25 protein-coding genes are annotated in these 26,895 nt (G+C 60.6%); 9 read left to right on the top strand and 16 right to left on the bottom strand.

The window, feature by feature from the left end; translation table 11 throughout:
- Nucleotides 1-10: 10 nt before the first annotated feature.
- Nucleotides 11-1,072, top strand: coding sequence for an alpha/beta fold hydrolase (locus NKJ90_RS09475; RefSeq protein ID WP_352486069.1), 1,062 nt, complete (start codon nt 11-13; stop codon nt 1,070-1,072).
- A 138-nt stretch (nt 1,073-1,210) separates the two neighbouring features.
- Nucleotides 1,211-2,143: a Dyp-type peroxidase gene (locus tag NKJ90_RS09470; protein ID WP_502904894.1), complete on the top strand. Its 933-nt coding sequence runs from the start codon at nt 1,211-1,213 to the stop codon at nt 2,141-2,143.
- Nucleotides 2,144-2,390: 247 nt separating this feature from the next.
- On the opposite strand, the gene NKJ90_RS09465 is transcribed toward NKJ90_RS09470, so the two are convergent.
- The 11 genes from NKJ90_RS09465 to NKJ90_RS09415 form a co-directional block, all read right to left on the bottom strand.
- On the bottom strand, nt 2,391-2,816 hold the full coding sequence (locus NKJ90_RS09465) for a type II toxin-antitoxin system VapC family toxin (protein ID WP_352485969.1): 426 nt from the start codon (nt 2,814-2,816) through the stop codon (nt 2,391-2,393).
- The gene (locus NKJ90_RS09460) at nt 2,816-3,058 is read right to left on the bottom strand and encodes a type II toxin-antitoxin system Phd/YefM family antitoxin (protein ID WP_352485968.1); all 243 of its coding nucleotides are present in this window, start codon (nt 3,056-3,058) and stop codon (nt 2,816-2,818) included. Before NKJ90_RS09460 ends, NKJ90_RS09465 begins: the two co-directional genes overlap by 1 nt.
- Nucleotides 3,059-3,586: 528 nt before the next feature.
- Nucleotides 3,587-4,909 (bottom strand): NAD(P)/FAD-dependent oxidoreductase, encoded by a 1,323-nt coding sequence (locus NKJ90_RS09455; RefSeq protein WP_352485967.1) that lies wholly within the window; start codon nt 4,907-4,909, stop codon nt 3,587-3,589.
- A gap of 11 nt (nt 4,910-4,920) precedes the next feature.
- Nucleotides 4,921-5,808 (bottom strand): ABC transporter permease, encoded by an 888-nt coding sequence (locus NKJ90_RS09450; RefSeq protein WP_352485966.1) that lies wholly within the window; start codon nt 5,806-5,808, stop codon nt 4,921-4,923.
- A gap of 10 nt (nt 5,809-5,818) precedes the next feature.
- A complete protein-coding gene (locus tag NKJ90_RS09445) occupies nt 5,819-6,769 on the bottom strand; it encodes an ABC transporter permease (protein WP_352485965.1) in 951 nt (316 codons plus the stop codon).
- 103 nt (nt 6,770-6,872) lie between these two features.
- A complete protein-coding gene (locus tag NKJ90_RS09440; protein ID WP_352485964.1) occupies nt 6,873-8,546 on the bottom strand; it encodes a peptide ABC transporter substrate-binding protein in 1,674 nt (557 codons plus the stop codon).
- Between the two features lie 59 nt (nt 8,547-8,605).
- A complete protein-coding gene (locus tag NKJ90_RS09435) occupies nt 8,606-9,937 on the bottom strand; it encodes an NAD(P)/FAD-dependent oxidoreductase (RefSeq protein ID WP_352485963.1) in 1,332 nt (443 codons plus the stop codon).
- Nucleotides 9,938-9,939: 2 nt separating this feature from the next.
- The gene (locus NKJ90_RS09430) at nt 9,940-10,659 is read right to left on the bottom strand and encodes an SDR family NAD(P)-dependent oxidoreductase (protein WP_023758781.1); all 720 of its coding nucleotides are present in this window, start codon (nt 10,657-10,659) and stop codon (nt 9,940-9,942) included.
- Complete coding sequence (locus tag NKJ90_RS09425; protein WP_023758780.1) at nt 10,656-11,147, bottom strand: MarR family winged helix-turn-helix transcriptional regulator; 492 nt, start codon at nt 11,145-11,147, stop codon at nt 10,656-10,658. The genes NKJ90_RS09430 and NKJ90_RS09425 overlap by 4 nt, the downstream gene beginning before the upstream one ends.
- 265 nt (nt 11,148-11,412) lie before the next feature.
- Entirely contained in the window at nt 11,413-13,044 is a 1,632-nt protein-coding gene (locus NKJ90_RS09420) for an ABC transporter ATP-binding protein (RefSeq protein WP_502904898.1), read from the bottom strand.
- A 270-nt stretch (nt 13,045-13,314) separates the two neighbouring features.
- Nucleotides 13,315-13,623 carry a hypothetical protein gene (locus NKJ90_RS09415; protein WP_352485961.1) on the bottom strand — a complete coding sequence of 103 codons (309 nt, stop codon included), beginning with the start codon at nt 13,621-13,623 and terminating at the stop codon, nt 13,315-13,317.
- Nucleotides 13,624-13,662: 39 nt separating this feature from the next.
- Between NKJ90_RS09415 and NKJ90_RS33490 the strand changes: the two genes are divergently transcribed.
- Nucleotides 13,663-14,043 carry a hypothetical protein gene (locus NKJ90_RS33490; RefSeq protein WP_502904893.1) on the top strand — a complete coding sequence of 127 codons (381 nt, stop codon included), beginning with the start codon at nt 13,663-13,665 and terminating at the stop codon, nt 14,041-14,043.
- Nucleotides 14,044-14,679: 636 nt separating this feature from the next.
- Here the strand turns inward: NKJ90_RS33490 and NKJ90_RS09405 are convergent.
- Nucleotides 14,680-15,036 carry a low affinity iron permease family protein gene (locus NKJ90_RS09405; protein ID WP_352485960.1) on the bottom strand — a complete coding sequence of 119 codons (357 nt, stop codon included), beginning with the start codon at nt 15,034-15,036 and terminating at the stop codon, nt 14,680-14,682.
- 522 nt (nt 15,037-15,558) lie between these two features.
- Between NKJ90_RS09405 and NKJ90_RS09400 the strand changes: the two genes are divergently transcribed.
- Complete coding sequence (locus NKJ90_RS09400) at nt 15,559-15,858, top strand: DUF1236 domain-containing protein (RefSeq protein ID WP_031260057.1); 300 nt, start codon at nt 15,559-15,561, stop codon at nt 15,856-15,858.
- Nucleotides 15,859-16,364: 506 nt separating this feature from the next.
- Nucleotides 16,365-16,568 (top strand): CsbD family protein, encoded by a 204-nt coding sequence (locus NKJ90_RS09395; RefSeq protein ID WP_352486068.1) that lies wholly within the window; start codon nt 16,365-16,367, stop codon nt 16,566-16,568.
- 276 nt (nt 16,569-16,844) lie between these two features.
- Here NKJ90_RS09395 and NKJ90_RS09390 read toward each other — a convergent pair whose 3' ends face one another.
- Nucleotides 16,845-17,282: a DUF7940 domain-containing protein gene (locus NKJ90_RS09390; RefSeq protein WP_352485959.1), complete on the bottom strand. Its 438-nt coding sequence runs from the start codon at nt 17,280-17,282 to the stop codon at nt 16,845-16,847.
- A 511-nt stretch (nt 17,283-17,793) separates the two neighbouring features.
- On the opposite strand from NKJ90_RS09390, the gene NKJ90_RS09385 reads away from it, so the two are divergent.
- Nucleotides 17,794-18,141, top strand: a complete 348-nt coding sequence (locus NKJ90_RS09385) for a hypothetical protein (RefSeq protein ID WP_023758767.1) — start codon at nt 17,794-17,796, stop codon at nt 18,139-18,141.
- A 176-nt stretch (nt 18,142-18,317) separates the two neighbouring features.
- Here the strand turns inward: NKJ90_RS09385 and NKJ90_RS09380 are convergent, their stop codons facing one another.
- Together NKJ90_RS09380 and NKJ90_RS09375 are read right to left on the bottom strand one after the other, a co-directional pair.
- On the bottom strand, nt 18,318-19,301 hold the full coding sequence (locus tag NKJ90_RS09380; RefSeq protein ID WP_352485958.1) for a DUF4055 domain-containing protein: 984 nt from the start codon (nt 19,299-19,301) through the stop codon (nt 18,318-18,320).
- A 552-nt stretch (nt 19,302-19,853) separates the two neighbouring features.
- Complete coding sequence (locus NKJ90_RS09375) at nt 19,854-20,762, bottom strand: LysR substrate-binding domain-containing protein (RefSeq protein ID WP_023758764.1); 909 nt, start codon at nt 20,760-20,762, stop codon at nt 19,854-19,856.
- 92 nt (nt 20,763-20,854) lie between these two features.
- On the opposite strand from NKJ90_RS09375, the gene NKJ90_RS09370 reads away from it, so the two are divergent.
- From NKJ90_RS09370 to NKJ90_RS09360, 3 genes are all read left to right on the top strand, one after another.
- The gene (locus NKJ90_RS09370) at nt 20,855-22,405 is read left to right on the top strand and encodes a trimethylamine methyltransferase family protein (protein WP_352485957.1); all 1,551 of its coding nucleotides are present in this window, start codon (nt 20,855-20,857) and stop codon (nt 22,403-22,405) included.
- Between the two features lie 30 nt (nt 22,406-22,435).
- A complete protein-coding gene (locus tag NKJ90_RS09365) occupies nt 22,436-24,085 on the top strand; it encodes an ABC transporter substrate-binding protein (protein WP_031260045.1) in 1,650 nt (549 codons plus the stop codon).
- Between the two features lie 95 nt (nt 24,086-24,180).
- Nucleotides 24,181-24,876, top strand: a complete 696-nt coding sequence (locus NKJ90_RS09360) for a cobalamin B12-binding domain-containing protein (RefSeq protein ID WP_352485956.1) — start codon at nt 24,181-24,183, stop codon at nt 24,874-24,876.
- Here NKJ90_RS09360 and NKJ90_RS09355 read toward each other — a convergent pair.
- Nucleotides 24,871-26,856, bottom strand: coding sequence for an oxidoreductase (locus tag NKJ90_RS09355; protein ID WP_352485955.1), 1,986 nt, complete (start codon nt 26,854-26,856; stop codon nt 24,871-24,873). The genes NKJ90_RS09360 and NKJ90_RS09355 overlap by 6 nt on opposite strands.
- Nucleotides 26,857-26,895: the final 39 nt, after the last annotated feature.

The following is a 26,895-nucleotide window of genomic DNA, read 5'->3' as shown; positions in this document are numbered from 1 at the left end:
GGTTGCAACAATGGAAAATGCAGAACCGCCGAAAGAGATCGATCGATATCGCAGGGCCTTTGTCGGCGCCGCGGCAATCGGTCTGGCTGTTACGCAGTTCACGACAGTTCTCACAGCTCAGGCACGACCTGTTTCAGGGTTGGATGGAGCAACGACAGAGCGGTCGACGGCCGCTTCCTTCGCAGTGCTCAGGCAAGCCGACGCTGGCGTCCTGAATGTCGGTTACGCCGAGGCGGGTCCGCCCGACGGTCCCGTGGTTATCCTCCTTCATGGCTGGCCCTACGACATCCACAGCTTTGTCGAAGTCGCTCCGTTATTGGCGATGGCGGGCTATCGCGTGATCATTCCGTATGCACGCGGCCATGGCACGACGCACTTTCTTTCCAGTCAGACGGTCCGCAACGGCCAGCAGTCTGTGCTGGCTGTCGATGTCATCGAGTTGATGGATGCGCTGAAGATCAGCCATGCGATCATCGCCGGCTATGACTGGGGCGCGCGCACGGCCTGCATCGTCGCGGCGCTCTGGCCCGAGCGTTGCAAAGCCCTTGTCTCGGTCAGCGGCTATCTGATCGGCAGCCTCGCGGCAAACAGAATGCCGTTGCCGCCGAAAGCAGAGCTCCAATGGTGGTATCAATACTATTTCGCCACGGAACGCGGGCGGGCTGGCTACGAACGATACCGGCGGGACTTCGCGAATCTTGTCTGGCGGATCGCCTCGCCGAAATGGGACTTTGACGACGCCACGTTCGATCGCAGTGCAGCGTGCCTCGACAACCCGGATCACGTCAGCATCGTCATCCACAATTACCGCTGGAGGCTCGGCCTGGCACAAGGCGAGCCGGAATTTGACGGCCTGGAAAAACGGCTGGCCGAAAGTCCCCTGATCCCGGTGCCCACCATCACCCTCGAAGGTGATGCCAATGGCGCACCCCATCCCGACAGCAGCGCCTACGCCAAGAAATTTTCAGGCAGATACGACCACCGGATCATCACTGGCGGTATAGGCCATAATTTGCCGCAGGAAGCCCCACAGGCCTTCGCCCAGGCTGTTATCGACGTCGGGGAATACTGACAGCTGATGCCTGGCTGATACGAAAGCGATCCTGCGGCAACTCGTATCGAACAAATCGCAACTCGGCCTTGCTGCGCCTTGCCCGTCGACTGCCTCGTACCGAGTGACATATCGGAAGGATCTATTGTGGACTCAACTGTGCCATCTGCTGTTTCGCAACCGGTCGTCACGCAGCTGACGCGGGCCGCAATATTTCTCGTCGTGACGGTCAGATCCGGGCCCGAACATGACGCGGCGGTGCGCGCCTTGTGTGGCGATCTTTCCGCGCTTCTACGCGCCGTTGGGTTCCGTGACCTCGAGGGTCGGTTGTCATGCGTCATGGCGTTTGGGTCCGATGCGTGGGACCGTTTCTTTGGAACGCCCAGGCCGAAGGACTTGCATCCATTTCGCGAGATCCATGGCCAGCATCACGCTGTCTCGACGCCAGGCGACATCCTCTTTCACATCCGTGCGGCGCATATGGATCTTTGCTTCGAGCTGGCGACACAGATCATGTCGCGGCTCGATGGCGCGGTCTCGGTGGCGGATGAGGTGCACGGCTTCAATTACTTCGATGACCGCGACCTGATCGGTTTCGTCGATGGGACCGAAAACCCGGTGGATCAAGACGCCGTCAAGGCCGCGATCATCGGCGATGAGGATCTCTCATTCGCGGGAGGAAGCTATGTGATCGTGCAGAAGTATCTGCATGATCTGAAAGCCTGGAACACGCTTCCCATCGAGCAGCAGGAGGGAATTGTCGGCAGAAAAAAGATCTCTGACATCGAGCTCGACGATGCCGTGAAACCGATCTTCGCGCACAATGCGCTGACCACGATCGTCGAGGAAGGAGAGCAGTTGCAGATCGTGCGCGACAACATGCCGTTCGGCGACGTCGGCAAGGGTGAGTTCGGCACGTATTTCATCGGCTACGCCCGTTCGCCGCGCAGAATAGAGCAGATGCTGGAGAACATGTTCGTTGGCCGGCCGCCAGGCAATTACGACCGGCTGTTGGATTTCAGCCGCGCCATCACCGGCACTCTGTTCTTCGTGCCGCCGGCGACATTCCTCGAGAATATTGCGACGGAGTAAGCGGTCACCTCGACTGCTGGCCCGGTCCGTCGGGCGGAGCTCATTCTACGTGGTCGTAGATTCGCGGATGGTCTGCGAAAGCATGGGATTCCCCAACAGCTGAATTTCGTCAATGAAATCGTTCTCCGAAGCTGCCATTCCGCTCCCGGCATCGTGAGATAATCCGCGACGATCGCCTCATTCTGCTCTTCGCTCCAGTCACCGGCCATGGATGCCTCAGACAAGGGTAGAGTGGGGAGGGCCCGCTTCATGTCAGCAACCGCGTCGGCACGCCGAGCGCCGGACCGGCCTTGCCGAGGCGCTGGTCGAGCGTGTGCACCGTGACGCCATGCTCCGATGCAATGGCGAGATGCAGCGCATCGCCGGCCCGAAGCCCAAGCATATGCTGATCGGCAAACTTCGCCGCGGTCCGGAATTGCCCGCCAGTCACGCTGAGCACGGTGAAGCTCTCGGCGACCAGCTTGTTGAACATGGCGAGCGCCCCGGCGCGCTGTTCCAGGCTGATCTGGCTGGTCCGCAGCTTGATCGCCATGGCCGAAGACATCTCGGTGATGGTCCAGTCGCTGATCAGAAGCTGCGCCGCATCCTGCTCCGCCAGCCAAGTCTGGACGCGCGGCGTCATCGCTTCATTGGAGAGCGCGGCGACGATCAGCGACGTGTCGAGATAAAGCATCAGTAGCGGTCGCCGTCCCGCATCGCGCGCACCAGATCAGCAGCGCTTTCAGTCTGCAGCGGCATGATCGCCGTCAGAGACCGGAGCAGGGCAGCGTCGATTGGTTTGCGAGGATTGGCCACGGCGGTGAGCCGTGCAACCGGCTTGCCGCGCCGAGTGATGTCGATTGAATGGCCTGCCTCGACCCGGTCGACCAACTCGCTCAGATGGGCCTTGGCTTCTGCCAGATTGATCACATCCATGACATTCTCCTGACCATGTAGGTGGTCATATAGCGTGTTCAACTTAAGAATTCCAGAGCGAACTCCCGACGTCCGTCGTGGCGAGTACTCCTGTAGAACCGGCCGTCGGTTGGTGCGCTTGCCATGCGGGCTTCAACCAGATGCGAATTCCGCGAGTTCGTCGGCCGCTTCACTGATACCGCAGGTAGCCGCGCGCTCGAGCCATGGTCGACCCGCCACCAGGTCAGGCGCGCCGCTGGAACCAGGGGGGCGGCAGCTTTTGCTGCTATATCCCGTGGTCAAACTTTGTTCCCTTCTATCGAAGCAGAATTGACTGCCGCTTCCCTTTCCGTCGGGACCATAAAGCCCTCCGCCGCGCAAGGCGCTTGATTTGGGTCAGACGTTCCTTGGTATGTCTTGTGGGGCTTGACCAGCTCGGGTGCCGGTTTCGGCCGGAACAATGTCGATCGATCGAATGGCGCATACCTTTGTATGCCAGTGCCAGACTCAGATCCGAAAGGCGTCGCGAAATCTTCCATTCGACCCTGGCTAGGCGTGGGGTGGGAGTTGAGACCCGCTGGCCTTTGCCCGCAGCCAGTCCGAGACGCGATAGTACCGTAACATCGCGGCGGGAGCGAACGACATGAAGAAGGGTGCCCGCCGGAGTGGTTCGAGCTTCAGCGACAGGTCTTTTTCAGGGACGCCCTTCGCCCATTCGCCGAGTATGCCGCCGAGCATGCTTCCGGTCGGCACGCCACGACCGGACAGTCCTGTCAGGGCGACGACGCCCGGCGCGAGCTCATAGAATCGCGGGATGGTGCGCTTCTGCATGTCCAGCTCGCCGAACCAGAAATACTCCCATCTCAGGTCGCTGCTGATCTGCGGATGAAGCCAGCGCAGGCGATCGGACATGAGGCGGTGTGTGAACGCCATGTCCCTTCCACGACGGCCCATCGGGAACATCGAAGCGACGATGCGTCCCTCGGCGTTGTACTTGTAGACGAAGATGTCGCCGCGGCCGTCATGCATCGTCGTGTTGCGCGGCAAGATGGTTTGGCGTTCGCTGGCCGTCAGCGGTTGGGTGGCGGCGACGAACACCCTCTGGATCTTGTAGGTCCGGTCGAGGCCTGGCCATCCGTCGACGGTGTAGGCGCCAGTCGCAAAGATGACCTTGTCGGCGACGACGGTTCCTTCGCCGGCATGCACTGCCCAGGCACCGTCCTGCCGCACGACGTCGCGGACCCGCGACCCGGTGTGGATTGTACCACCTTCCTCCATGACAGCACGGGCGAGGCCCCTTGCATATCCCAATGGATTGAGGTGACCAGCCTCGGAATGAAACCAGCCGCCATGATATCGCGGGCTGCCGGTGATTTCCTCGGTCGCCTGTCTGTCGAGCACCCGCGTCTTGGCGCCGACGGCATTGTATTGCTGCGCCTTTAGCTCGAGCTTGGCGACGGCGCCTGGCGTCAGCGCGCCCATGACGTAGCCGTTCTGCTGCCATTCGCAATCGATGCCATAGCGCTCGATCATCCCGGCGACTTGTCCATTGGCTCCTGTCTGCCGGGCGATCAGCCTTTCGGCCCACGGGTCGCCCAGCATGGCACGCAGTTCGGGCAGGCTGTAATGGGTGAAAGTTGGCGTACAGTGGCCGGCATTGCGCCCCGAGCCGCCGAACCCGATCTCCTGCGCTTCGAGCAGAACGACGTCTATGCCGTCACGGGCGAGATCGAGTGCGGTGGTCAACCCGGTGTAGCCACCGCCGACGATACAGACGTCCGCCCGCCTGCGTCCTTGCAGAGGGCCGGTCTTTGGCGGAGGCGCCGCGGTCGCATACCAGAGCGAGACTTCAAACGGCGAAAACCTTGCCATTCCGGGCGGCTTCACAGCATGTCGCTTCGTGCGTCGAGCGCATCGCGCAAGCCGTCGCCGATGAAGTTGAAACTGGTGACTGCCAGGGTGATGGCGGCACCGGGAACGATTGCCAGCCATGGCGCGCTGTCGAGATACTGCTGGGCGCCGTTCAGCATGTTGCCCCAACTCGGCAGCGGAGGCTGGATGCCGTAGCCGAGGAAGCTGACATAGGCTTCCAGAAGGATGGCGCGGGCAACGGTAAGCGTGGCCGCGACGATGATCGGGCCGATCGCATTGGGCAACAGTTCGCGAAACATGATGTGGCTGTTGCTCAAGCCCAGCATGCGGGCGGCGACGACGAAGTCGCGTTCGCGCAGCGATCGCACTTCCGCCTCGACGATGCGCGCGATTTCCATCCAGCTCGTTGCCGCGATGATCAGAGTGATCATGATCGGGCTCGGCTTGATGAAGGCCGCCATCGCCAGCAGTAGGAAGATGTTGGGAAAGGACAGCATCGCGTCGACGAAACGCATCAGCACCGTGCCGATGCGGCCGCCGAAGAAGCCGGCAGCGATACCGAGCACGGTTCCAAAGACTGTGCTGATGACCATCGCAGCGAAGCCGACCAGGAGCGAAATGCGTCCAGCCATGAAGAGCCGCGCCGCGATGTCACGGCCAAGCGGATCGGTGCCGAAGAAATGATAGCCCGTGAACGGCGGCGAGAACCGGCCACGCAGGTCGATGTAGAGATCGTCAAAGGGCAGCAGCAAGGGGCCGAAGACGCAGGCCAGCACCAGAACGACGATCATCACCAGGCCGAACATCGCCAGTCGGTGACGGGCAAATCGGCGCACGGAGCGGCTTTGCCACCAGCGGTGCCTGGCGTGGATGGGGATGAGGAAATCCGACTGGGTCATCTATTCGTCCTCAGCTCAATCGAATCCGCGGATCGACGAATGCGACGGTGAGGTCCGCGGCTAGATTGCCGACCAGGACAAGAACCGCGGACATCATCAACAGACCCATCACGACGGGGTAGTCGCTGTAACCGAGGCTATCGAGGAACAGCCGTCCCATGCCGGGCCAGGTAAAGACCGTTTCCGTCACCAGCGCTCCACCCAGTATTGTTGGCAGCTGCAACCCCAGCAGGGTGATCATCGGCAGCAGGGCGTTTCCGAGGATGTGGCGGATCAATACGCGCCGGGAACTCAGCCCCTTGGCCCGGGCCGTTCGGACAAAATCCTGACTGATGACGTCGAGCGTGGCGGTGCGCATGTAGCGGCTCCACACGGCGACATTAACCAGCGCAAGAACGATGCTCGGCATGATGAGATGGATCGCGTAGTCGCCGAGCGAGCCATTGCCGATCGTGTACATGTTGCCGGCCGGCAGCCATCTGAGCCGCAGCGAGAATATGTAAATCGCGATCAACCCGAACCAGAAGGTCGGGATCGACAGTGCCACCATCGCGCCGACCGTCGCTGCGTAGTCGAAGATCGAGTATCGTCTAAGCGCGCCCAGGACACCTATCCACGTGCCTACAAAGATGGCGATCGCGGTCGATACGCCCATCAGCAGCAATGTCGCGACAAGGTGCTCCCAGATGATATCAAGCACGGGCCTGCCGTCCCGGTAGGAATGACCCCAGTCACCGCGAAGCAGGTGGCTCAGCCAGTCGAGGTACTGGATGGGAAGGGGGCGATTGAGTCCCATTTGCGTGGCGATCCGGTCAAGATCGGCCTGCGTCATTCCTGGCGTGAGGGTGAATTGCGAGAGCGGTCCGCCCGGAGCGAGGTTCAGGACGGCAAAGCCGATCGCCGAGACCAGCAGGAGCAGGACGAGACTTTGCCAGAAGCGTCCCAGCAGATAGCCAAGCATGCCGGTTGTCTCCGTTTTGGTGTCCGTAGATACAGTCGCGCCAGAGGCGCCTTGTCGGCTATGCAGGCCGAGCCGGTGATGGCCGGCTCGGCCTATTCCGGCACTATGCCCAGTGCCAGGTGGCCACGTCCCAGGAGTCGATGCGTACGTTGATGTTCGGCTCGACGCCTTCGACACCGGACTTGTGTCCGCGCACCGTCGCGTATTGGAACATCGGCAGGAATGGCAGGTCGTTGCGTACGGTCTCCTGGATTTTCAGGTAGGCTTGCTTGCGCTTCTCCGGCACGAATTCAACGCCACCGGATTCGAGCAGCTTGTCCACCTCCGGGCTGGCATACTGCCAGGTGTTCTGGCCGGCGCCACCCTTGGCCGGAATCGACTTCGAGCTGAGATAGTCCGAAGTGTCGGGATCGGAGCCCGTCAGAAAGTTGATGCCGACGACGACGGAATCGAATTCCGACTTCATCCAGTAGTCGCCCCACATCACGGCCGGCGGCAGGTTGGAGATCACCACCTCGACGCCGATGTCGCGATATGATTGCTGGATGAACTGCTGCGCCTGCTCGCGGATATGATTGCCCGCCGTGGTCGAATTCTTGAACGAGAGGCGGACACCGTCCTTGACGCGGATGCCGTCCGCACCGGGGACCCACCCCGCGTCGTCCAGCAGTTTCTTTGCCTTGTCCACGTCGTATTCCTGCTTCGGCAAATCCGGATTGTAGTAGAAGGACTGCTGCGGCATGTAGGTTTCGGTCGGGGCCGGCAGCCCATAGTAGAGGGCGTCGATGATCGTTTTCTTGTCCAGCGCATGGTACAGCGCCTGGCGAACGGCGAGTTCCTTGAACTGCGGGCGCTCCATGTTGAAGCTGAGCGATTCGACCGTGGCGGCGGGAATGACGGCGACCGACGTTCCGCTCAATGCCTTGGCTTCCTCATAGTGGTCGGCTGTGATCCACTGTAGTCCGATGACGTCGATATCACCGGTCTTGAACTGGGTGTAGAGAACGGTCAGATCCGGAATGTACTTGTAGATCAGGCTCTTCAGGTAGGGGCCGTCGGCGAAGTAGTCGGTGTTGGCGGCCAGTTCGATATGGTCGCCGGCCATGCGTTCCACCCATTTGAACGGGCCAGTGCCAATCGGGGCATTGTTGAACGGCGCGCTGTTCTTGTCCTCCGCCGCACCGAGCACATGTTTGGGAACGATGAAGGTCGCGGCCAGGATCGACGGGTAGGGCGCGTAAGGCTCCTTCATCTTCCATTTGATCTCGGTTGGCGAGACGACAGTCAGGTCCTGGACAAGTTCGTGGCCGGCGCGTCGCCAGCTGCGAAACTTCGGGTCGACCAGCAGTTCGAGCGTGAACTTAACATCCTCGGCGGTGAACGGCTGTCCGTCATGCCACTTCACGTCGTCGCGCAGCTTGACGTGCCACTCGAGCCCGTCGGCCGAGATGCCGCCGTTTTCGACGGTCGGCACCTCCTTGGCGAGCGCGGGGAAGAAATTGCCCTTGGGATCGACACCAAACAGCGGATCGAAGACGCTGAAGTGTATGCCCTCGTCGACCTCGATATGGGGCAAATGCGGGTTGAAGACGGTGGGCTCCTGGGAAAAGCCGACGATCACCTGTCCCTTGGGTTCGCTCGGCGGGGTTGCCGCAAGGGCCCTGCCTGCTCCCGTCAGGTTGGGCATGGTGAGGCCGGCGGCACCGGCGATTGCCATTCCAAGCGCCTGACGACGCGTCGGTCGAAAGATTATGCTCCTGCTGCTCTTGTCTGACATTGGAGGCTCCTTTTCATAGTGTTCCACTTTCGCTGCGTCACGCTCTCTTGTCGGAGCGCTTATAATCCAGTGATCGGCGCGACCTTCGATCCGTCCGAGAACCGCGACCACCGGAAGTCCTTGGGATCGACGATCGGCGGCCGTCCGGTGACGATATCGGCCATCAGCCTGCCTGCCGCGGGGCCGATGCCGAAACCATGGCCCGAGAAACCGGTCGCCACGTGAAAGCCGGGAACGCTGTCGACCGCCGAAATGACGGGAATGGCGTCGGGCGTGACGTCGATATAGCCGGCCCAGCGCTGCGCCACCTGTGCCTTTTCCAGAACCGGAAATGCGTTGCGGGCATTTGCAAGGACGCGCTCCGAGCTTTTCTTGGAAGGCTTTGGATCGAGCACGCGGCAGTATTCGAAGGGGCTCGCCTCATCCATCGCCCAGCGGGTCGGCATCCTTGCCTCGTCTAGGAAACGACCGCCCAGGCGGAATTGCAGCGATCGCCACTCTGTCTTCCAGGCCGGAAGAAAATCGCGCGCATAGCGAAAGGAGTTCGGCACGAGGTCGACGACATTGCTCATGCTGGAGGCGACGGTGTAGCCACCGTCCTGGCGCTTGCGTATGGCGAAGTTGTTTGCCCACACGGCCTGGTCCGGCCCGTTCTCGACCGGCGTCGTGCGAAGAACCGTGTTCATGACCTTCAACTGCGGCAGGTTGAGACCAAGCGTTCCGCAAAACAGGTTCGACCAGGCCCCTCCGGCAAGGACGACCGCTTTGCAGGCAATGAAGCCGCGTTCGGTCACCACGCCCGAGACGGCACCATTCGTCGTCTCCACGCCGCGCACTGCGCATTCCGTCAGTATGGCGGCGCCGCGGTCTCGTGCGGCTTCGGCAATTGCAGGCGCGGCCTTCTGGGGCTCGGCGCGACCGTCGGCGGGCGTGTAGAGCGCCCCTTTGACGTCGAGATTGGAGCCGGGGAGGAGGTCACGCAGTTCACCCGGGCCGATCATTCGCGACTCGAACTGATAGCCTTCGAGATGGCGTCCCCAGCGCTCGTGCTGTTCGTATTCCTTGTCGTCCGCGCATGTGAACACAATTCCGGCCCGGGCATAGCCAGTGTCTCGTCCGGTCCGTTCGGAGAGCCTCGCCCATATGCGCAAGGCCTCCGCCATCAGCGGAACCTCGCGTGGATCCCGCCGGGAAATGCGAACCCAGCCCCAGTTGCGACTGGACTGCTCCTGTCCGATCCCGCCCTTCTCGCACAGGGCGACCCGCAAGCCTGTCTCGGCCAGTTCAAGTGCCGTCGCGGTGCCGATGATGCCGCCGCCGACGACGACACAGTCGACCTCCTTCGGCAGCTCGGTATCTCCATGGACGGGGACGACGAACGGTCCGGGCATGCTCAGTAGGACTCCTCGAGCTGGCAATTGATAGAAAATTCCGCGACGCTCGCATGATCGGGCAGATCGAGAAGCAACCCGATGATCCGTGCGAGGTCGTCCGGATCGGTCATCAGCGCATCGGAGCGATCGGTGATGCCGCGGGCCATGTCGGTGGCGACGAAACCTGGACAGACGGCAGTGGCCCGAATTCCGAGGTCCCACCCCGCCTGCCGGATGCCGTGGGCCAGCGCGACTGCGGCAAATTTGGAGATCGAGTAGGATCCCGCGGTCACGGACTTGACCCGCTTGCCAGACAACGAGGCCAGTATGATCACCCGGCCCGCGGGGCTCGCCGCAAGCGACGCCCATGACGCGCGCACCAGACGGCGCGGAGCCTTGACGTTGATCTCGAACATCAGATCGAGATCCGCGTCGTCGATGTCGATGACCGACTTCGGAATCATGATGCCGGCGCTGGCGACAACCGCGTCGATCCGGTTGAAGGCATCAATGGTGCCGTCGACCCACGTTTGTTCACTGCCGGCTTCCGCGGCATCGTACGGGAACACGCGGACGCGTTCGCTATCGGCCCAGTCGGGCTGCACCGATGCGCGCATGCCAAGCGACAATGTCCAGCCCGTCTCGAACAGGTGCCGGGCGCAAGCCGCACCAATGCCGCGGCTGGCACCGGACACGAGTGCCACACGCTGGCCGGCTCGGATTCCCGCGGGTTTCCTCATTGGTCGAGTCCCGCGGTGCGGCGATAGACACGCCGCAATATGTCCAGCAGACGCTTCTGGTCTTTCTCAGGCACATCGGCGAAGAAATCGCTGGATTGCTTGGTGGCGATCTTGCGCACCTTGCGGGCGAGGTCTGCCCCCTTTTGGGTGATGTGGAGCTCCTGTGCGCGTCCATCGTCCGGCGCAGCCTGACGCGTGATCAGTTCGTGATCTATCATCTGGTCGACCAGCCTGCCCATGGCGGAGCGATCGCGCATAATGAGCTGCGCGATGACCGATGGCCGTATTCCTGGATGGCTGTCGACAAGGAGCAGGGTGGTGATCTTGCCCGTTCCCCGGGCAACATCGAGACCTTCCAGGCGGTCATCGAGATCGCGAGAAAGCGCTATGTTGATGCTGCGGATATAAAAGCTCAACGTGTCTTCGAGGACATCCAGCCCGACCGTCTCGACAGGATAAGGCGGACCTTTGTTCTTCTTCACCGGCATCGAACACTCTCCAGAGGCTGTCGTGGACAGCCTTCATCGAGATCGCCGCAGCCCCATCCGGGGTTGTCGAGGGTCTTCCAGGGTATGATTGAGCGAGTAGTGGATAAATGCAACTACTTTTAGTGGACAAACGCAACTATTCCGCTCAGCAGGAGACCGGCGCGGCACGCATCGGCAGCCTGATCAAGGAGCAGACATGCGGCCGCGCCTTTGTCGGCACGGTCATTTATTGTTCAGGGGAGGAGAGCTTCAGGGTGGCCGCGGCTCAAGCCGCCGGGATCCAATCCTTGCCGGGAATGGCGGAGATCAGTTGCCTCGTATAGGGGTGATGTGGCGACCGGAATATCTGCGACGGCGGGCCACACTCCACGACTTCGCCGCGGTTCATCACCAGAATTTCGTCGCAGATCCGGCTTGCCACCCGCAGGTCGTGAGTGATGAAGATCATGGCGATCTTTATTTCTTCCTGGATGCTCGCCAGCAGATCGAGAATCTGCGCCTGGATGGAGACATCGAGAGCCGAGACCGCTTCGTCGGCGACCAGGACCTTGGGGTCCATCATCAGGGCTCGTGCGATGCCGATCCGCTGACGCTGGCCGCCAGAGAATTCGTGCGGAAAGCGGTCGTAGGCACCCTCGTCGAGGCCGACCAGACGCAGCAGCCGCAGCGCCTTCGCGCGCGCTTCCGGGGCGGACAGGCCGTGCGCCATCGGGCCGACGGTGAGGATCTTGGCGATCGTCTGGCGCGGATTGAGCGAGGCGAACGGATCCTGGAAGATCATCTGGATGTGCGGCCGCATCGGTCGGAACTCGGAGTCCGAAAGCGCCGCGATATCCTTGCCGTCGAACAGGATGCTGCCTCCGTCGCTGTCCAGGAGTTTCAGCAGGACGCGGCCCAGCGACGATTTCCCCGAGCCGGACTCGCCGACGATGCCGAGCGTTCTGCCCTGGCGAACCTCAAAGCTGACCTGCTTGACGGCGTGCACGATGCGGGACCTCGAGAAGAAACCGATGCCCGGCCGATATGTCTTGTCGAGTTTCTGCACCTCCAGCACGATCGGAGTATCCTCACGCGCCTTCGTTTCGCTCTCGATCATATGCGGGACGGCGGCGATCAGCCGCCTGGTGTAGGGATGGCTTGGATTGCCCAGAACGGCGGCGGCGGCGCCTTGTTCGACCATCGCGCCTTTCTCCATGACGATGACGCGATCGGCGATTTCCGCGACGACGCCAAAATCGTGCGTGATGAACATGACGCTCATGTTCCTTTCGCGCTGCAGCCGCCGGATCAGGGCAAGTATCTGCGCCTGGGTGGTTACGTCGAGAGCGGTGGTCGGCTCGTCGGCGATCAAAAGATCAGGCTTGAGCGCCAGCGCCATGGCGATCATGACGCGCTGGCGTTGCCCGCCAGAGAGCTGGAACGGATACTGGTGGCGCAAGACCTCCGGTTCCGGCAGGCCGACTTCGCCAAGCAGGTCGACAACCGCCTTGGCGCGGGTCGCCGAGGTGCCGGACCGGTGTGCTTCCATGACCTCCGCCACCTGCTGGCCGACAGTCATCAGCGGATTGAGCGCGGAAAGCGGATCCTGGAAGATGATGGAGACCGAACGGCCACGCAGACTGCGCATCACGTCTTCCGCGGCGCTGGCGAGATCGTGACCCTTGAAGCGGATGCTTCCCTGCGCGATCCGCACCGAAGACGGCAGCAGGCCCATGATCGCGTTTGCGGTGACGGACTTGCCGGAGCCGGATTCGCCGACGATGCAGAGCATCTCACCCTTCCGCATGTCGAAGGATATGTTTTCGACCGCGTTCTGCCGCTCCATGTTCTTTGGCAGGCAGACGGTCAGATTTCGAACAGAGAGAACAGTTTGCTCGCTCGGCTCGTGGGTGGTCATTTCGCTCGGCGGCATTGCTTGGCCCTTCAAAGTCCAATGATCTGACAGCATACTAGCCGCACGCCCTGCCATCAGCGCAAGCCCCGACGTGAAGTCGCGTGGTAAGCGGTCTAATACTACAGTTGCGGCAGGGCAATCGGGTGAGTTAACGCGTGACAAGGGGTTTAGGAGCTGAATCTGTCGAGAGCATCTGATTCTTTGGAGGATGCACTGGATGGACGATGTAGCTTGCGATGCCGGTGCGTTGGCGGAAACGGTTGTTTTTCTGGGTCATTTCAGGATCTGCCTGATGGTCGGCAGAGTGCCGTCGACCTTCATCGGCTTGTGGATCATCAACCGCTTCGGCAGGTGCTCCGGATGGATCTCAAGCAGCGTGATCTTGATTTCTGGCTTGCACTGGCTGCAATCGAATTTCAGTTTTAGAGGATCGACACCGCCCCATAGACCATCATCAGGTCGGCCGAACGGCAATAACGGACATTGCCGCAACTGCACTCCGCCTTGACGAGCATATTGTGCCGGGTCGCCTTTCCCAGCGTGTCGATCGGATCGTGCGCCATGAGAACGAATAGAGAACATTTCTCTTGATTGTCAAGGCGCCTGTGGAATCTTTTCGTCATGAGCCACGAGCCCATGGGTGTGCCGCGTGAGCGAGCAGCATGCAGGCTTCGTCAAATCAAGGCGACCGTTCCCATTGGTTCTGCCAGCGACGTCGAACGCTTTGCCGCCGAGCAAAAAGCCCGCAATTTCAAGGACACCACCGTGAGCCGCGCCAGCACGGTCGATGGCGATCACGGTCGCATCGAGACCCGAGACATCACGGTTATCCACGATATCGACTGGCTTCAAAGGAGCCATCAATGGCCTGGCCTCAAGAGTGTCGTCATGGTCCAGAGCACCCGTGAGGCCGGCGGCAGGATCGTTTGGCACACAGAGCGATTTCTAGGGCAACTATTTCCTATGGCTAAGGGCTGGCTCCAGGGGGATCGGGTGAGTTGATTATCGTGAGATGACGCTTACGAGGAATTCGTCGTCCCAGGCCGCCACTTTTCGTTTCAATCGCAACGAATCCTTCCCATGCGCTCGTCGTATGAGATTGAGAGTCATGTGTTTTATGGTGGTGAAGTTTGCGGGGGCATGGTCTGTTCGCAGGCGGCACTCGTCATCGCGGAAGACCATGTCGAGTTTTCGACGGCCCAATGGTCGCGGATGAGAGGGCCAATCAGATTGGCGACGAGAACTAGCGAGGTGATGTAGAAACGCGTCTCGCGTTCGATCCTGCCACGTCAGCGAGCCGCGAGGGTCCGATCTCTTATCTTGCCCCAGTTGCGGGGTTTCTGACACATTCGCTCGGTCCGCGCGTCATCCTGTTGCGCGCGCGCAGCGGAAAGCGAAAGCAAACCTGCCTCACTGGGTCACAACTCGGCGCAGCGCCGCCCAAGGCACTTCGCATCGACTGCGGCCAATCCCAGGAGCGTCTTCGATACCTAGAGCGCTATCCGCATGGCGTTGAGGACGCGACGTAGACTTACCGAAGGCCAAAAAAGCTCAGTATCAATAATACGACGACCACCGCTCCAACGAGCAAAATGAATTATTCGTGATCTACCTCCTATTGCTTCCGAAAGCTCGTGCTTAGCTAATAGCTGATTGGAATGGGCCAGATGCTTGCGCTGCTTCTTCTTCGAGCTTCACAACCTTTTCCCTGATCTCCTCCGGGTCGGCATGCTCCAGCCCGACAACGTCGTTTCTGGTTTCCTCAAGTGCAACGATGATCTCATCGAGTTTGGCGTGGATGGCGGCGGTGTCGCGATAGCCCTGTATCAGGACAACACCAGTGATCACGATGGCCGCGACCGACAGGGCATACGTAACCGTGTTTGTCAGGCCAAAAGGTACCAGCGCTGTGCAAAGCACCATGGCTATGAGCATCACATAAAACCCGGGGGGCCGGGAAAGAAAGTCGGCCGCGACGAAAAGGAAGCGGTTCATGCGAACCATTGTCCGTCAAAAGGCCAAGGCGAAGATAGCGATCAGCGCCGTGACCGCCACGCAGAAAGGCACTGCCAGGAGCATGCCTGCCTCTAGAGATCGGGTTTCTTTGTCGCTTAACATTAGGGTCGCCTCATACGCATCGTTGAAGATAGAGGGTTCGCACGCCTCTCGGCAGAAGCGAGCGAACCCTTATCGGCGCAGGAAGAGACGTAGCTGCGCCGATCTACAAGATTGTCATCCAGCGATCGCGAGAAAAAGGTGACGGTCCCAAATAGCGGCGAGAGCACCCAGCGCGCTTGACTGACACTTCTATCCATCTGATTTCTCCGACTTTTCCGAGAAACAACACCCGCGAAAGTAAGCTGTTCCACGCTACGTCATGGGTAAGACTATTGCGTTTTGCTATCAGACTTTGGCCCCATGTCCCGTGGGACCGAAGCCCTGTCGGGGAACGCCTGCACCTGCTCGAAGTTTGGTTGGCTGGCGCGGAGTTCTGCGTCGATCTCATAGGAGGAAAACATGAGAATGCACCTTACCGGCGCCGTTGCGGCGTTTCTGCTCCTCGCAGGTATCGGCGCGGCCGCAGCCGAGGACGTGGTCATTACGCCTGAGCAGGACACGGTCATCCACGAGTATGTGAAGAAGCAGCCTTTGGCATCGGTGAAGGTTCCCGGCGTGGAACTCAATATCGGCTCATCGCTGCCAGACACCGTCGAGCTTCACGAAGTTCCGAACGTTAAATACCGCTATGTCGTGATCGACAATCGGACGGTTCTTGTCGATCCTGGCACTCGCAAGATTGTCAAGGTCTACGACTGAACCAGCCCTCCGGCCCGCCGCTGGCGGCGAGCCGACCCAACAAACCGTTCCAACAGGCGCAAAAGCCCGCCACCTCCGGGAGAGGTGACGGGCCTCTTAGATACCAGCGAGGGGGACTATGAAATGCTGGCAATCCATAAACGTAAAAAAGCCGACCGAGTTTCCTGAAATATTAGACGGTACGAAAATGGACAAACCGTCGTGATCGTCTCGATCCGCACCTTGTCGCCAATTTCTTTGGCCATCCAAAGCCATGGTCGGTCTTTGCATCTCCTGTGCAATTGAGCCCGCGCCACTTGCGGGAGGCGCGGGCCGATCGGGCCGGTGAAATCCCGATCTTCGGCAGTGATGGGTGAGCATCGCTTGCCGCAATCACAAATAGTTAGAGGTTGCTAATGTTTGGTCAAGCCATATCGAACGTCGGCTTCCAGTCGCGGTTGTCGCTTCTGCGGTATTGTAGCGGAACCTCACGGCCATACGACCGTTTTTCCAACGAGGTCGCCACCATGGATTGGAACCGCGTCGAAGGAAATTGGAAGCGGGTCAAAGGTAAGGTCAAGGAACAGTGGGGCAAACTCACTGATGATGATCTCGACCGCATCGCCGGTAAGCGCGATCAGCTCGAAGGCAAAATCCAGGAGCGCTATGGCATTGAGAAGGATCGCGTACGCCGCGACATCGACGACTGGTATGCTCGACAAGGCTGGTAGGGAAGCGTTGAACCCGTCAATTCAGGGCGCCGTCACGGACCGCGCCCTTTTTTCAGCGGTCGAATGATGTTGGCTTCCAAGTCGCGGTTGCGCTCCCGCTTCTGACCCTCGTAGTCAGGAATGCGGAAGAAGACTGGCCGGCGGTCGCGTCCCGCTGGATCTGGACCCGCTTCTGATCACTGTTGGCGCATTCGTGGAGCGCACGCCACCATGCGCTTCTCATGGTTGACGATATCCTTCGCCGTGATGGCGTCGCATTCGGCCGGCGTCTAGCGCTTACCGGGAAACGATATTCGTGCTCCCGGTATGGCCGCGACACACGGTAAGGACATGGCCGACATCGTAGTAAGGGACATACTTCGTCCCCTCCCACGACCCGGTGTAAGCGGTGGCGGCGGCCAGCAAAGCAAGTCCCGCTGCGCCGGTCTGGAGATAACGACTTTTCATTGGTTTGATCCTTTGGTTGTTGCGCCACAAAGGGGCGATGAGCGCCGCGCCGATCGTGACGAAGAGAAGGGAGGCGAAGACGTTTGGCGGGAACCGATCGCTGTAGAGCGGCAAGACCGCTTCAGCGCCGGAGAGAATGCCGGCAATCGCAAGGATGCGAACCGACCAAGCCCGCTTCAGGACATCGGGCCAGTTGTGGATGATCCTGATTTCGGTCGCACGAAGTGGCCTCCAGACGGCTTTCGCCGACAGAGGGAGGGCAGACATAGCGATGGTCCTTGGTTTGGGATCATTTTCCCGGCGTCGGGAAAATGGTCAGGCCGGCGACAAAAATGCCCCGACCGACGTTGCAGTGGATGAACGACGCTCGACGGAAGTCTAAGGTCGATCTAGCCCGCGCCGAATTGACGAAGGTTCTTCGTAACCGGCCGCCAGCAAGGAACATCGCGGTCTGCCACAAAGGGACCGACCATGACGCGCCTTACAAGCCTGAAGCGGAGCATTTCGTGATTTGCCCCATATGCGGCCAAGAGATCGACATGGGGGAGTTAGGCGAAGTGCTTCACCACGCCGAACCCGACCACAAGCCGTTGCAGTACCGCGACTAGCCGGTGATGCCGTCCGGAGCCGGCGTGATGACGATCAGCTTGACAGCCTCCGCCTCGGCGAAGGTCCTGGCGCGAAGGTTGCTTGCAGACGGCGCGCGAGAATATTAGCGATCGGGAACATACGGTTCCTGCTGGCGTTTATCGGGTGATCGGCCTTCTGGGAGGTTGCTATGAGAAAACTGTTACTTGCTTCGGTGATTGCCATCGCCTCCGCCGCTGCCACGGTCGTGCCTGCGGATGCACAATTCTTCGGTCCTGGCATCGGCTTTTTTGGTCCGTTCGGCGGCCTCGGCCCGTTCGGTGGTGGCCCCTTCTACGGCGGCGGCCCGTTTTACGACTATGGCGGCCGCTATTACGGCCCCCGCTATTATCGCGATTATTATCCCGGCTACGTTGCGCGCTACCCGCATCGCTACTATTACCGGCATCGTCACTATAACCGCTGTCACGTGAAGTGGGTGAGGCACTGGCACCATCACCACCGGGTGCTGGAACGCGTTCGGGTTTGCCGGTACTGACAAGGCCCGATTTGCTGCGGTTGCGCGGTAGGCGTGGAAGGTGCTGCGGCCGTTCATAGGAACACCTTCCAAGCGACAAAGGGGGTGAAGGCGACGCCGACGACGAAGCCGCCGGCCGCCCACAAGAGCCGATCAATCCACGGAGCGACCAAGGCTTTAGCTGCATGATGTGCCTCCTATGCCACGACCGCTGAAGGGTCATCGACGTAGTCTTCGATGGCGTTCGGGTCGACGTTGTCCGTGGCGTCTTCCTCTGCGCCCATCCCGGTTGCTTCAGACGCGAGCGCATCGGCTTCCTTAACGGCATCGAACGAAGACGAAAGCTCGCCACGGCGCTGCAATTCGCTCCAGAACGTTTCGCGCGTGATCTCGCCAGCGACGCGGACCTTCAAGAGGCTGTCGACCGACTGGCTGTCTTTGCCCGTCTCGTGGTCATACTCCGTCGCGACATTGACCGAGGGCGCCCGAAACGTGTCGGCCGCAGCGCGATAGCGCTCCGCGAACACGAAAGCCCTCTCCAGCGCATCCTTCAGGTTGAGCGCCATGTTCTTGATCGCCAAGTTCTCGCGGTTCTCCCCGGCCTTGACAGAGGTCGCCGTGATGACGCCGGAACCCTTTTGGTGCGGCTTCATCGACAGTTCGTCCATTTCGGCCACAAGCCGATCAAGGTCTTTCTGACCGGCCTCGATCGCCTTGCCCTCCGCCTCGACGAAATACCACTTGCCTTGGTCTTCCGTGATCAGCAGCGAGTTGGGGCCGAGTGTGGCGATCGGCTCTTGATCCCGGCCAGGTTTCTTCGCCGGCATCTTCACGCCGGAGCCTGCCAGCATCGGGAAGCGGGCATATTTCAGAATGTTGCGCTGATCAGAACCCGACTGCCAATGCTCGACGTTCTTCCATGCGAGATCGAGGAAGGGCGGCTTGACCGCGAACCCGGTCTTCGTGGTGCGGCGGCCAGTGAAGTAGATGGACCATCGAGACTTCGCCGAGAGTGTTCGGGCCGGATTGGATGATGCCCCACTTGCCTTCATTGCCCTTGTCGTCGGTCGCCAGTTCCCACAAATCCCATCCGTCGGAACGCCAATGGCGAACCCGCTTGCCGTGACCTCCGCAAAGCCGACGACGCGCTTGGTGTTCTCCCAAATGCGAGCGTCGAACATTGCGGCTTGCCCGACGCCGTGGTGATCGTGCAGGACAGCACGTCTTCAGCCCGGTAGTGAATGAAGTAGGGCCGAATGTTGCGGACTCGTGGCGATCTGCTGGCGGCGAGTTTGGCCGCAACATCTCCGTTGCCAATCCGTCCCAAGAGCGCTCCAAACGGCCTCTTCAATGGGCTGATATGATCTGGGCGAAGGACGACTGAAGCCTCGACCGCCTAGGCCGCAACGGCGCGTCTCGACTTCCCTGCCGGCCCCCACCCCCTGCGGCAAGCCAAATGGGGACCCCGCGCGCCGCCATTCTTCGCGAGACAAGAAAGTCGTTCCTGCGCCGTCCTCCGCTTTGCTTTGGTCGCAAGCGATGCGTCGTCGGTCGCCTCCGGCCAACCGATCGCTATCGAGGCCGCATGGTGCGGGCTCGGGAACAGAAAACGGAGACTTACAATGGCTACCATCGGCACCTTCAAGAAGACCACCGCGAACGAATTCACCGGCGAAATCGTCAGATGCAGCAGCGCACCACTAGCACTCGATTTTGCATAACTTCGGGGCGACTTAAAACGAACTCTGCTTCGCTAGCCAATCTCTGACAACTGCCACATGCCCGGTAACTTCCTGAGACTTGGACCAGGCGACGTTGAATGATTTTCCGGTACGATGAACATGGTTGGTTACCCGAACCAGGCTCCCATTGCTTACCAGTCGGTCGGTTAGATGTGCCCAGCCGAGGGCAATGCCCTGACCTTCCAGGACCGACTGAATCACCGAGACATAGTCGTTGATGCGAAGGCCCTGGGGGGCGAGGGCGCCGTCAACCCCGGCCGCGGCCAGCCAGTCTGGCCAAGTTACCGCCGGCCGATGCGGCTCATCCAGGTGGATCAGTCGATGCTTGCATAAGTCCTCGATCGTTTGCGGCGTTCCGTGGCGATCGAGATACAAGGGGCTGCACAAAGGATATATTTCCTCTGGCGCCATCGGTAGCAGCCCGTAATCCGGCATGTCATCAGCGTCACCGCCCCTGATGCCGAGGGGTATGCCTTCAGCGGCAAGATCGAGATCGCGATCGCTGGTTTGGATGCGCAACTCTATTCCCGGCAACTCTTCCCGAAAACGCTGCAGTCTAGGAACAATCCATAACGTAGCGAACGCGGTCGATGCCGACAGCGTGACGTGGTTGCCACCGGCAGATGCCTTGAGGCGTTCCGCAGACTTCTGAATATGAGAAAGCCCAAGTGTCACGTCGGCAAAGAAGCGGGCCCCCGGTTCGGTGAGTTCGACTTTTCGATGCCGGCGGACAAAAAGCTTCGTACCGAACTGCTCCTCGAGGCGTATGATCGAGAGTGAAACCGCTGCCTGGGACATGCCAAGTTCCTTGCCGGCTGCTGTGAAATTGAGCAGACGGCCAGCTGCCTCAAAAGCGATTAGCCCATTCGCGGAGGGCAAGAGATGTCGCAAGCTACCCATAATCAGAGCTTATCGCATTGATTAGAATTTTCCAGCGTCACAGCCGAATTTCGTCTCGCTAAGATAACTGAATCTGGGAGGATGGAGTTTCCATGAACGCACCGGCCGCTGAAATAACCGAACCTGCCAACCGTCGAGCGGGTGGCCGCGTGGGGCGCAAGACGCTGCGCGGAATTCCCATGGCCTCTTTTCCGACCCTGGTCCGCAAGATCCCTGTGTATGAAATGGTCCCGGATGAGGCGGTGGAGTTGATCCATCAGGAGTCGCTCTCGATCCTCGAAGAGGTTGGTTGCGAATTCCGCGACGACGAGGCGATTGCCCTGTGGAAGGCCGCCGGAGCCGATGTTTCCGAGACGCGCGTCCGTATCGACCGTGCGCTGCTGATGGAACTGGTATCGAAAGTCCCGTCAGAGTTTACGCTCAATGCGCGAAATCCGCAGCGTACGGTGCGGGTAGGCGGCAACAACTCCATCTTCGTGCCGATGTACGGCGCGCCCTACGTGCGCGACCTCGACAACAACAGGCGTTACGGCTCGCTCGCCGACCTCAACAATTTCCACAAGCTCGCCTACATGGCGCCGGCACTGCACTCGTCGAGCTCGGTCATCTGCGAGCCGATGGAAATTGCGGTGCCGAAGCGTCACCTCCACATCATCCATTCAGCGCTGAAGCATTCCGACAAGCCTTTCATGGGCATCGTTACGTCGAAGGAACGCGCTGAAGACACGATGGCGATGGCGGGCATCGTGTTCGGCGAGGATTTCGTCCGCGACAATCCGGTGCTGGTGTCGATTACCAACTGCAATTCGCCGCTGGTCTGGGACGCCACCATGCTGGACGCGATGAAGGTCTATGCGCGCAGCAACCAGCCGGTGATCCTGGCGCCCTTCGCGCTGTGCGGCGCCTCGACCTCGGCCTCCGCCGTGGGTGCCGTGGCGCAGGTCAACGCGGAAGCGGTGGCTGGCGTCGCGTTCACGCAATTGCTGCGCCCTGGGTCGCCGCAGGTCTACGGACAGTTCATGGTGACGGTGGACATGAAGACCGGCGCTCCCATGGGCGGCACGCCGGAGGCGGCCCAAATGATGTATCTGATGGGGGCGCTGGCGCGGAAATACCGGCTGCCGTGGCGCACGTCTGGCTTCCATGTCGGGTCGAAGCTGAACGATGCGCAGGCCGGTTACGAGGCGAACATGCTGATGCATGCCGCCATCCTTTCAGGCGCCAATTACATCTGGCACTCCGCCGGATGGCTCGAGGCCGGCCTGACTTGCGGCTATTCGAAATTCGCGACCGACTGCGAACAGCTTGTCGGCTGGTACAAATACGCCGGCGGGCTGCCGTTCGACGATTTCAAGGAAGCGATGGCGGCGATCCGCGAGGTGGGCCCGCAGGGCCATTTCCTCGGCACCAAACACACGCTCGAACATTTCGAGTCCGCCTTCTTCATACCCAGCATCATGGACTTCAATTCGTACGAACAATGGAAGGCTGAAGGGGCGAAGGACCACGACACGCGCGGTCGCGAGAAGGCGCGCAACATGCTCGCCGACTATGAGGAACCGAAGCTTGACGAAGGCATCGCCGAGGGCCTGACGGATTTCATCGCGCGGCGCGAGGAGCGGCTGCCGGACAGCGTCAGTTAAAGACGTAACGGGAACAAAAGGGAGGAAAAAATGACACTCTTCAGAAGCAATGGCGACCGCGTCCCGGGCGCTATCGAGGCAATGGCGAAAGAGACGCGTGCAGGCCATATGGACCGGCGCGAATTCCTGGCGCTGGCCAGCGCCTTCGGCGCGTCGACGGCTTTCGCCTACAGCATGATCGGCCTTGCCGAGCCGACCAAAGCCCTGGCTGATGAACCGAAAAAGGGCGGAACGCTGCGTGTCGCGATGTCGGTCAAGGCGCAGAAGGATCCGCGCACCTATGACTGGACCGAGATGGCAAACGTCACCCGCAGCTGGCTGGAGCCGCTCGTCCGCTACACGCACGAGTTCACCTTCGAGCCGGTCCTGCTCGAAAGCTGGGACGTCAATGACGACGCCACCGAATACACACTGCATCTGCGCAAAGGCGTCACCTGGAACAATGGCGATGCCTTCAACGCCGATGACGTGGTCGCCAATCTGAACCGCTGGTGCGAGAAGGGTGCGTCCGGCAATTCCATGGCGGCACGCGTCGGCGCGCTGATCGACACAAAGACCGGCAAGGCCAAGGATGGCGCCATCACCAAGGTCGATGACCTCACGGTCAAGCTGAAGCTGACCGAACCCGACATCGCGATCATACCGGGCTTCACCGATTATCCGGCGCTGGTCGTGCATCGCGACTTCGACAAGGATGGCGCCGACCCGATCAAGAAGCCAATCGGCACCGGACCTTTCGAACTGGTGTCTTATGCGGTGGGTACGAAGGCGGTCGTCAAGCGTCGCGAGAACAGCAAGTGGTGGGGTGGCGAAACGCCGCTCGACGGGGTCGAGTTCATCGACTACGGCACCGACTTCAACGCCACGCTAAATGCCTTCGAGTCCGGCGAGATCGACCTCGATTTCGAAACGCCGGCCGACTTCATCGACGCCCTCGACAAGATGGATCTGGTAAAGTCGGAGGTCGCGACAGCGACCACGCTCGTTGCCCGCACCAACATCACCCACAAGCCCTATGACGACCAGCGGGTGCGCAATGCGCTGCAGATGGCCGTCGACAACAATGCCGTCATGCAGCTCGGCTACGCCGGGCTCGGCACGGTCGGCGAGAACCACCACGTCGCCCCGATCCATCCCGAATACTATCCGCTGCCCAAGAAGACACGCGATGCCGCCGCCGCCAAGAAGCTGATGGCGGATGCGGGGCAGGCCGACTTCGAGCACGAACTGATCACCGTCGAGGACGAATGGCAGAAGAACACCGGCGATGCGATCGCCGGCCAATTGCGCGATGCCGGCATTAAGGTCAAGCGTACGGTGCTGCCGGGCTCGACCTTCTGGAATGACTGGACGAAATATCCGTACTCGATGACCATCTGGTACATGCGGCCGCTGGGCGTCCAGGTGCTGGCGCTCGGCTATCGCACCGGCGAAGCATGGAACGAAACGGCCTATGCCAACCCGGATTTCGACGCCAAGCTCAAGCAGGCGCTCTCGCTGGCCGATCCTGCCAAGCGCAAGGAAGTGATGAAGGACGTCGAGCAGATCTTGCAGGATTCCGGCGTCATCATCCAGCCGTTCTGGCAGAAGCTCTACTGCCACATGAGCAAGAAGGTGAAGAACTACGGAATGCACCAGACCTACGAAATGGACTTCCAGAACGTCTGGCTGGACGCCTGATTTAACTCCCGCGACTTGCAAGCAAATGCTGCCGGCACCTATGACAAAGGTGCCGGCAGCCCGTAAATCACTGACAAGCAATTGGCGTAGGCAAAATGTCCGACGACGAGATCATCCTTTCCGAACTTTCCGACGACGAGTTGGTGCAGCAGATGCACGACGATCTCTATGACGGGTTGAAGGAAGAGATTGAGGAAGGCACCAACATCCTGCTCGAGCGCGGCTGGGCGCCCTACAAGGTGCTGACCGAGGCGCTGGTCGAAGGCATGCGCATTGTCGGCGAGGATTTTCGCGACGGCATCCTGTTCGTTCCCGAAGTGCTGCTGTCGGCCAATGCCATGAAGGCCGGCATGTTCATCCTGCGTCCGCTGCTCGCCGCCACTGGTGCGCCGAAGCAGGGCAAGATGGTGATCGGCACCGTCAAGGGCGACATCCACGACATTGGCAAGAACCTTGTCGGCATGATGATGGAGGGCGCCGGCTTCGACGTCATCGACCTCGGCATCAACAATGCGGTCGAGAAATATCTCGATGCGATCGAGAAGCATCAGCCAGACATCATCGGCATGTCGGCACTGCTGACCACGACCATGCCCTACATGAAGGTCGTCATCGACACGATGAAGGAAAAGGGCATCCGCGACGACTATGTCGTGCTGGTCGGTGGCGCCCCGCTGAACGAGGAATTCGGCAAGGCCGTCGGCGCCGATGCCTACTGCCGCGACGCGGCGGTCGCCGTCGAGACCGCCAAGGATTACATGAAGCGCAAGCACAACGTGCGCGCTTCATAGCCCCAAGGCAATTTTCCGTCCTTCGTGGAAGGCGTAGGGCGCCTGGCGCGGGGCGACGGCGTCGCCGACCTCCACGAAAGGCTGGGACGTATTTTCCAACTCTTTCGCCAGCCAATTCGCCGCCACATTGGTGGTTGCGAGAACAAGGCAATCGCCGGGCACAAAGCTCTCTTCACTGGTGTTGTGGTCAACGATGGTCGCGCCATCCCCGTGCCATTCCAGCACGCTGACATCCACCAACCAAGTGACGCCGAGCTGGCGCAATGTCCGCCGCAGCGGGAAATCGGCAGCCGTGCGCTGCAGTTCCTTGCCGATCAGCGGATCGGGCGTGAGAATGGTCACCTGATGACCATCCTCGGCAAGTTTCCAGGCTGTACCGCCACCGCGCCAACCGCCTCCCTCGTCCAGCAAAAGCACGCGCTTGCCTGGTCGCGCAACGCGAGCCATGACGGATTCGATCGAGAAGACGTTGCCTCTTTCGATGCCGGGCAGGCTCGGCATTGCCGGCAGCGCCTTCTGAAAGCCGGTTTCAGGAGACACGGACCCCGTGGCCAGGATGACGGCATCAGCCTGGAATGAGGGGATTTCCGACGCCTCGACATAGGTGTTCAGTCGCACGTCGACATTCAGTTTGCTGAGCTGGCGCTCATACCACCCAAGGAGGTCGAGGATTTGGCCGCGGCGCGGTTGCAGTCCGGCAAGCAGAAAGTTCCCGCCCAATCTGCTGGAAGCTTCGGCCAGCACGACGTCGTGACCCCGCTCGGCGGCAACCCGAGCCGCTTCGAGGCCGGCGGGGCCGCCGCCGACGACAAGTACCCGTTTCTTGATAACAGCGGAGGTGAACCGGTCACCGCCCCATTCAAACTCGCGCCCTGCAGAGGGATTGATAAGGCAGCTGATCCAGTAGTCGCGCGAACGACGGCCCCAGCACATTTGGTTGCAGGATATGCATCCCCGCACGTCCTCTGGCCGGTCTGCCGCAGCCTTGCGTGACAGATGCGGGTCGGCGATCTGGCCTCGGACGATCGAAACCAGATCGGCAGCTTTCTCGCCGAGCACGGTTTCGGCGTTTTCAGGCGTCCTGATATGGCTCTCGGCCACCACGAGGGCCGTCTTGACCACGCCCTTGAGGGTCGCCGCAAGATCGGCGCCAAGCTTCTCCGGATAGAGAAAGGTCGGCATTATCTTGTAGAAATCGAGGTAGCTGCCGGTTCCGCAGGTCACGTAGTCGATCAGCTCCTGCTTATCATGCAGCCGAACGATCTCCGCCAGCTCCTGGCGACTGAGCGCGACAGTGTAGTCTGGCTCATCGCTGACCGAGAGCCCAACGATAAAATCTCGGCCGCAAGTTTCGCGGATGCGGGTCAGGATCTCGCGGGAGATCCGCGTGCGGTTTTCGAGCGAGCCTCCCCACTGGTCCTGGCGTTGGTTTGTCCAGGGTGTCCAGAACTGATCGACCAGTCCAAGATAGGAGGCCCAGACTTCGACGCCATCGAAGCCGGCCTCCCGGCAGCGGCGCGCGGCCTGGACAAAGCCGTCGATGGTCTCCCAAATCTCATCCTCGGACATAGCGTGGGAACCGTCGCTGTCATGGTAGCTTGGAAGGCCCGAGGGCGACCAATGTGCATGAAACGAGTTGTCCGAATCGCCATGCGCACCGACATGATAGAGCTGCTGGATGGCGATCGCTCCGTGGTCTTTGATGGCGCGTGTGACCTGCTGGAAATGAGGAATGACGCTATCGTCGCCAGGTCGAAAATTGCCGCGTGTCAGGACGGCGGCCTGATGAACGGGCATGGGTTCGACAACAATCATGCCAGCCCCACCGATGGCTCGCTCGGCATAGTAGGCAACGTGTCGTTCGGTCGGTACGCCATTTTCGGCCATGTTGGCGGTATGAGCCCCGAACACGATCCGGTTTCGCAAGGTGCGGCTGCCCAGCTTTACCGGCGAGAACAGATGCGGAAAGAGTTTTGACATAGTATCTCACCAGCGGTCGGAGGGAGGCACGGCTCGTGC

The sequence above is a fragment of the Mesorhizobium sp. M0051 genome (assembly GCF_040323235.1).
Classification (GTDB): domain Bacteria; phylum Pseudomonadota; class Alphaproteobacteria; order Rhizobiales; family Rhizobiaceae; genus Mesorhizobium.
Note: the sequence above shows the minus strand (reverse complement) of the source record. Positions and strands in the feature narration are given on the sequence as shown.

Bases quoted from the DNA above. Each gene is read 5' to 3' on its own strand.
- NKJ90_RS09475 (WP_352486069.1), top strand. From the start codon at position 11: ATGGAAAATGCAGAACCGCCGAAAGAGATCGATCGATATCGCAGGGCC.
- NKJ90_RS09465 (WP_352485969.1), bottom strand. From the start codon at position 2,816: ATGCTTTATCTCGACACGTCGCTGATCGTCGCCGCGCTCTCCAATGAA.
- NKJ90_RS09460 (WP_352485968.1), bottom strand. From the start codon at position 3,058: ATGGATGTGATCAATCTGGCAGAAGCCAAGGCCCATCTGAGCGAGTTG.
- NKJ90_RS09455 (WP_352485967.1), bottom strand. From the start codon at position 4,909: ATGGCAAGGTTTTCGCCGTTTGAAGTCTCGCTCTGGTATGCGACCGCG.
- NKJ90_RS09450 (WP_352485966.1), bottom strand. From the start codon at position 5,808: ATGACCCAGTCGGATTTCCTCATCCCCATCCACGCCAGGCACCGCTGG.
- NKJ90_RS09445 (WP_352485965.1), bottom strand. From the start codon at position 6,769: ATGCTTGGCTATCTGCTGGGACGCTTCTGGCAAAGTCTCGTCCTGCTC.
- NKJ90_RS09440 (WP_352485964.1), bottom strand. From the start codon at position 8,546: ATGTCAGACAAGAGCAGCAGGAGCATAATCTTTCGACCGACGCGTCGT.
- NKJ90_RS09435 (WP_352485963.1), bottom strand. From the start codon at position 9,937: ATGCCCGGACCGTTCGTCGTCCCCGTCCATGGAGATACCGAGCTGCCG.
- NKJ90_RS09430 (WP_023758781.1), bottom strand. From the start codon at position 10,659: ATGAGGAAACCCGCGGGAATCCGAGCCGGCCAGCGTGTGGCACTCGTG.
- NKJ90_RS09425 (WP_023758780.1), bottom strand. From the start codon at position 11,147: ATGCCGGTGAAGAAGAACAAAGGTCCGCCTTATCCTGTCGAGACGGTC.
- NKJ90_RS09420 (WP_502904898.1), bottom strand. From the start codon at position 13,044: ATGACCACCCACGAGCCGAGCGAGCAAACTGTTCTCTCTGTTCGAAAT.
- NKJ90_RS09415 (WP_352485961.1), bottom strand. From the start codon at position 13,623: ATGTTCTCTATTCGTTCTCATGGCGCACGATCCGATCGACACGCTGGG.
- NKJ90_RS33490 (WP_502904893.1), top strand. From the start codon at position 13,663: ATGAGCCACGAGCCCATGGGTGTGCCGCGTGAGCGAGCAGCATGCAGG.
- NKJ90_RS09405 (WP_352485960.1), bottom strand. From the start codon at position 15,036: ATGAACCGCTTCCTTTTCGTCGCGGCCGACTTTCTTTCCCGGCCCCCC.
- NKJ90_RS09400 (WP_031260057.1), top strand. From the start codon at position 15,559: ATGAGAATGCACCTTACCGGCGCCGTTGCGGCGTTTCTGCTCCTCGCA.
- NKJ90_RS09395 (WP_352486068.1), top strand. From the start codon at position 16,365: ATGGATTGGAACCGCGTCGAAGGAAATTGGAAGCGGGTCAAAGGTAAG.
- NKJ90_RS09390 (WP_352485959.1), bottom strand. From the start codon at position 17,282: ATGTCTGCCCTCCCTCTGTCGGCGAAAGCCGTCTGGAGGCCACTTCGT.
- NKJ90_RS09385 (WP_023758767.1), top strand. From the start codon at position 17,794: ATGAGAAAACTGTTACTTGCTTCGGTGATTGCCATCGCCTCCGCCGCT.
- NKJ90_RS09380 (WP_352485958.1), bottom strand. From the start codon at position 19,301: ATGTTCGACGCTCGCATTTGGGAGAACACCAAGCGCGTCGTCGGCTTT.
- NKJ90_RS09375 (WP_023758764.1), bottom strand. From the start codon at position 20,762: ATGGGTAGCTTGCGACATCTCTTGCCCTCCGCGAATGGGCTAATCGCT.
- NKJ90_RS09370 (WP_352485957.1), top strand. From the start codon at position 20,855: ATGAACGCACCGGCCGCTGAAATAACCGAACCTGCCAACCGTCGAGCG.
- NKJ90_RS09365 (WP_031260045.1), top strand. From the start codon at position 22,436: ATGACACTCTTCAGAAGCAATGGCGACCGCGTCCCGGGCGCTATCGAG.
- NKJ90_RS09360 (WP_352485956.1), top strand. From the start codon at position 24,181: ATGTCCGACGACGAGATCATCCTTTCCGAACTTTCCGACGACGAGTTG.
- NKJ90_RS09355 (WP_352485955.1), bottom strand. From the start codon at position 26,856: ATGTCAAAACTCTTTCCGCATCTGTTCTCGCCGGTAAAGCTGGGCAGC.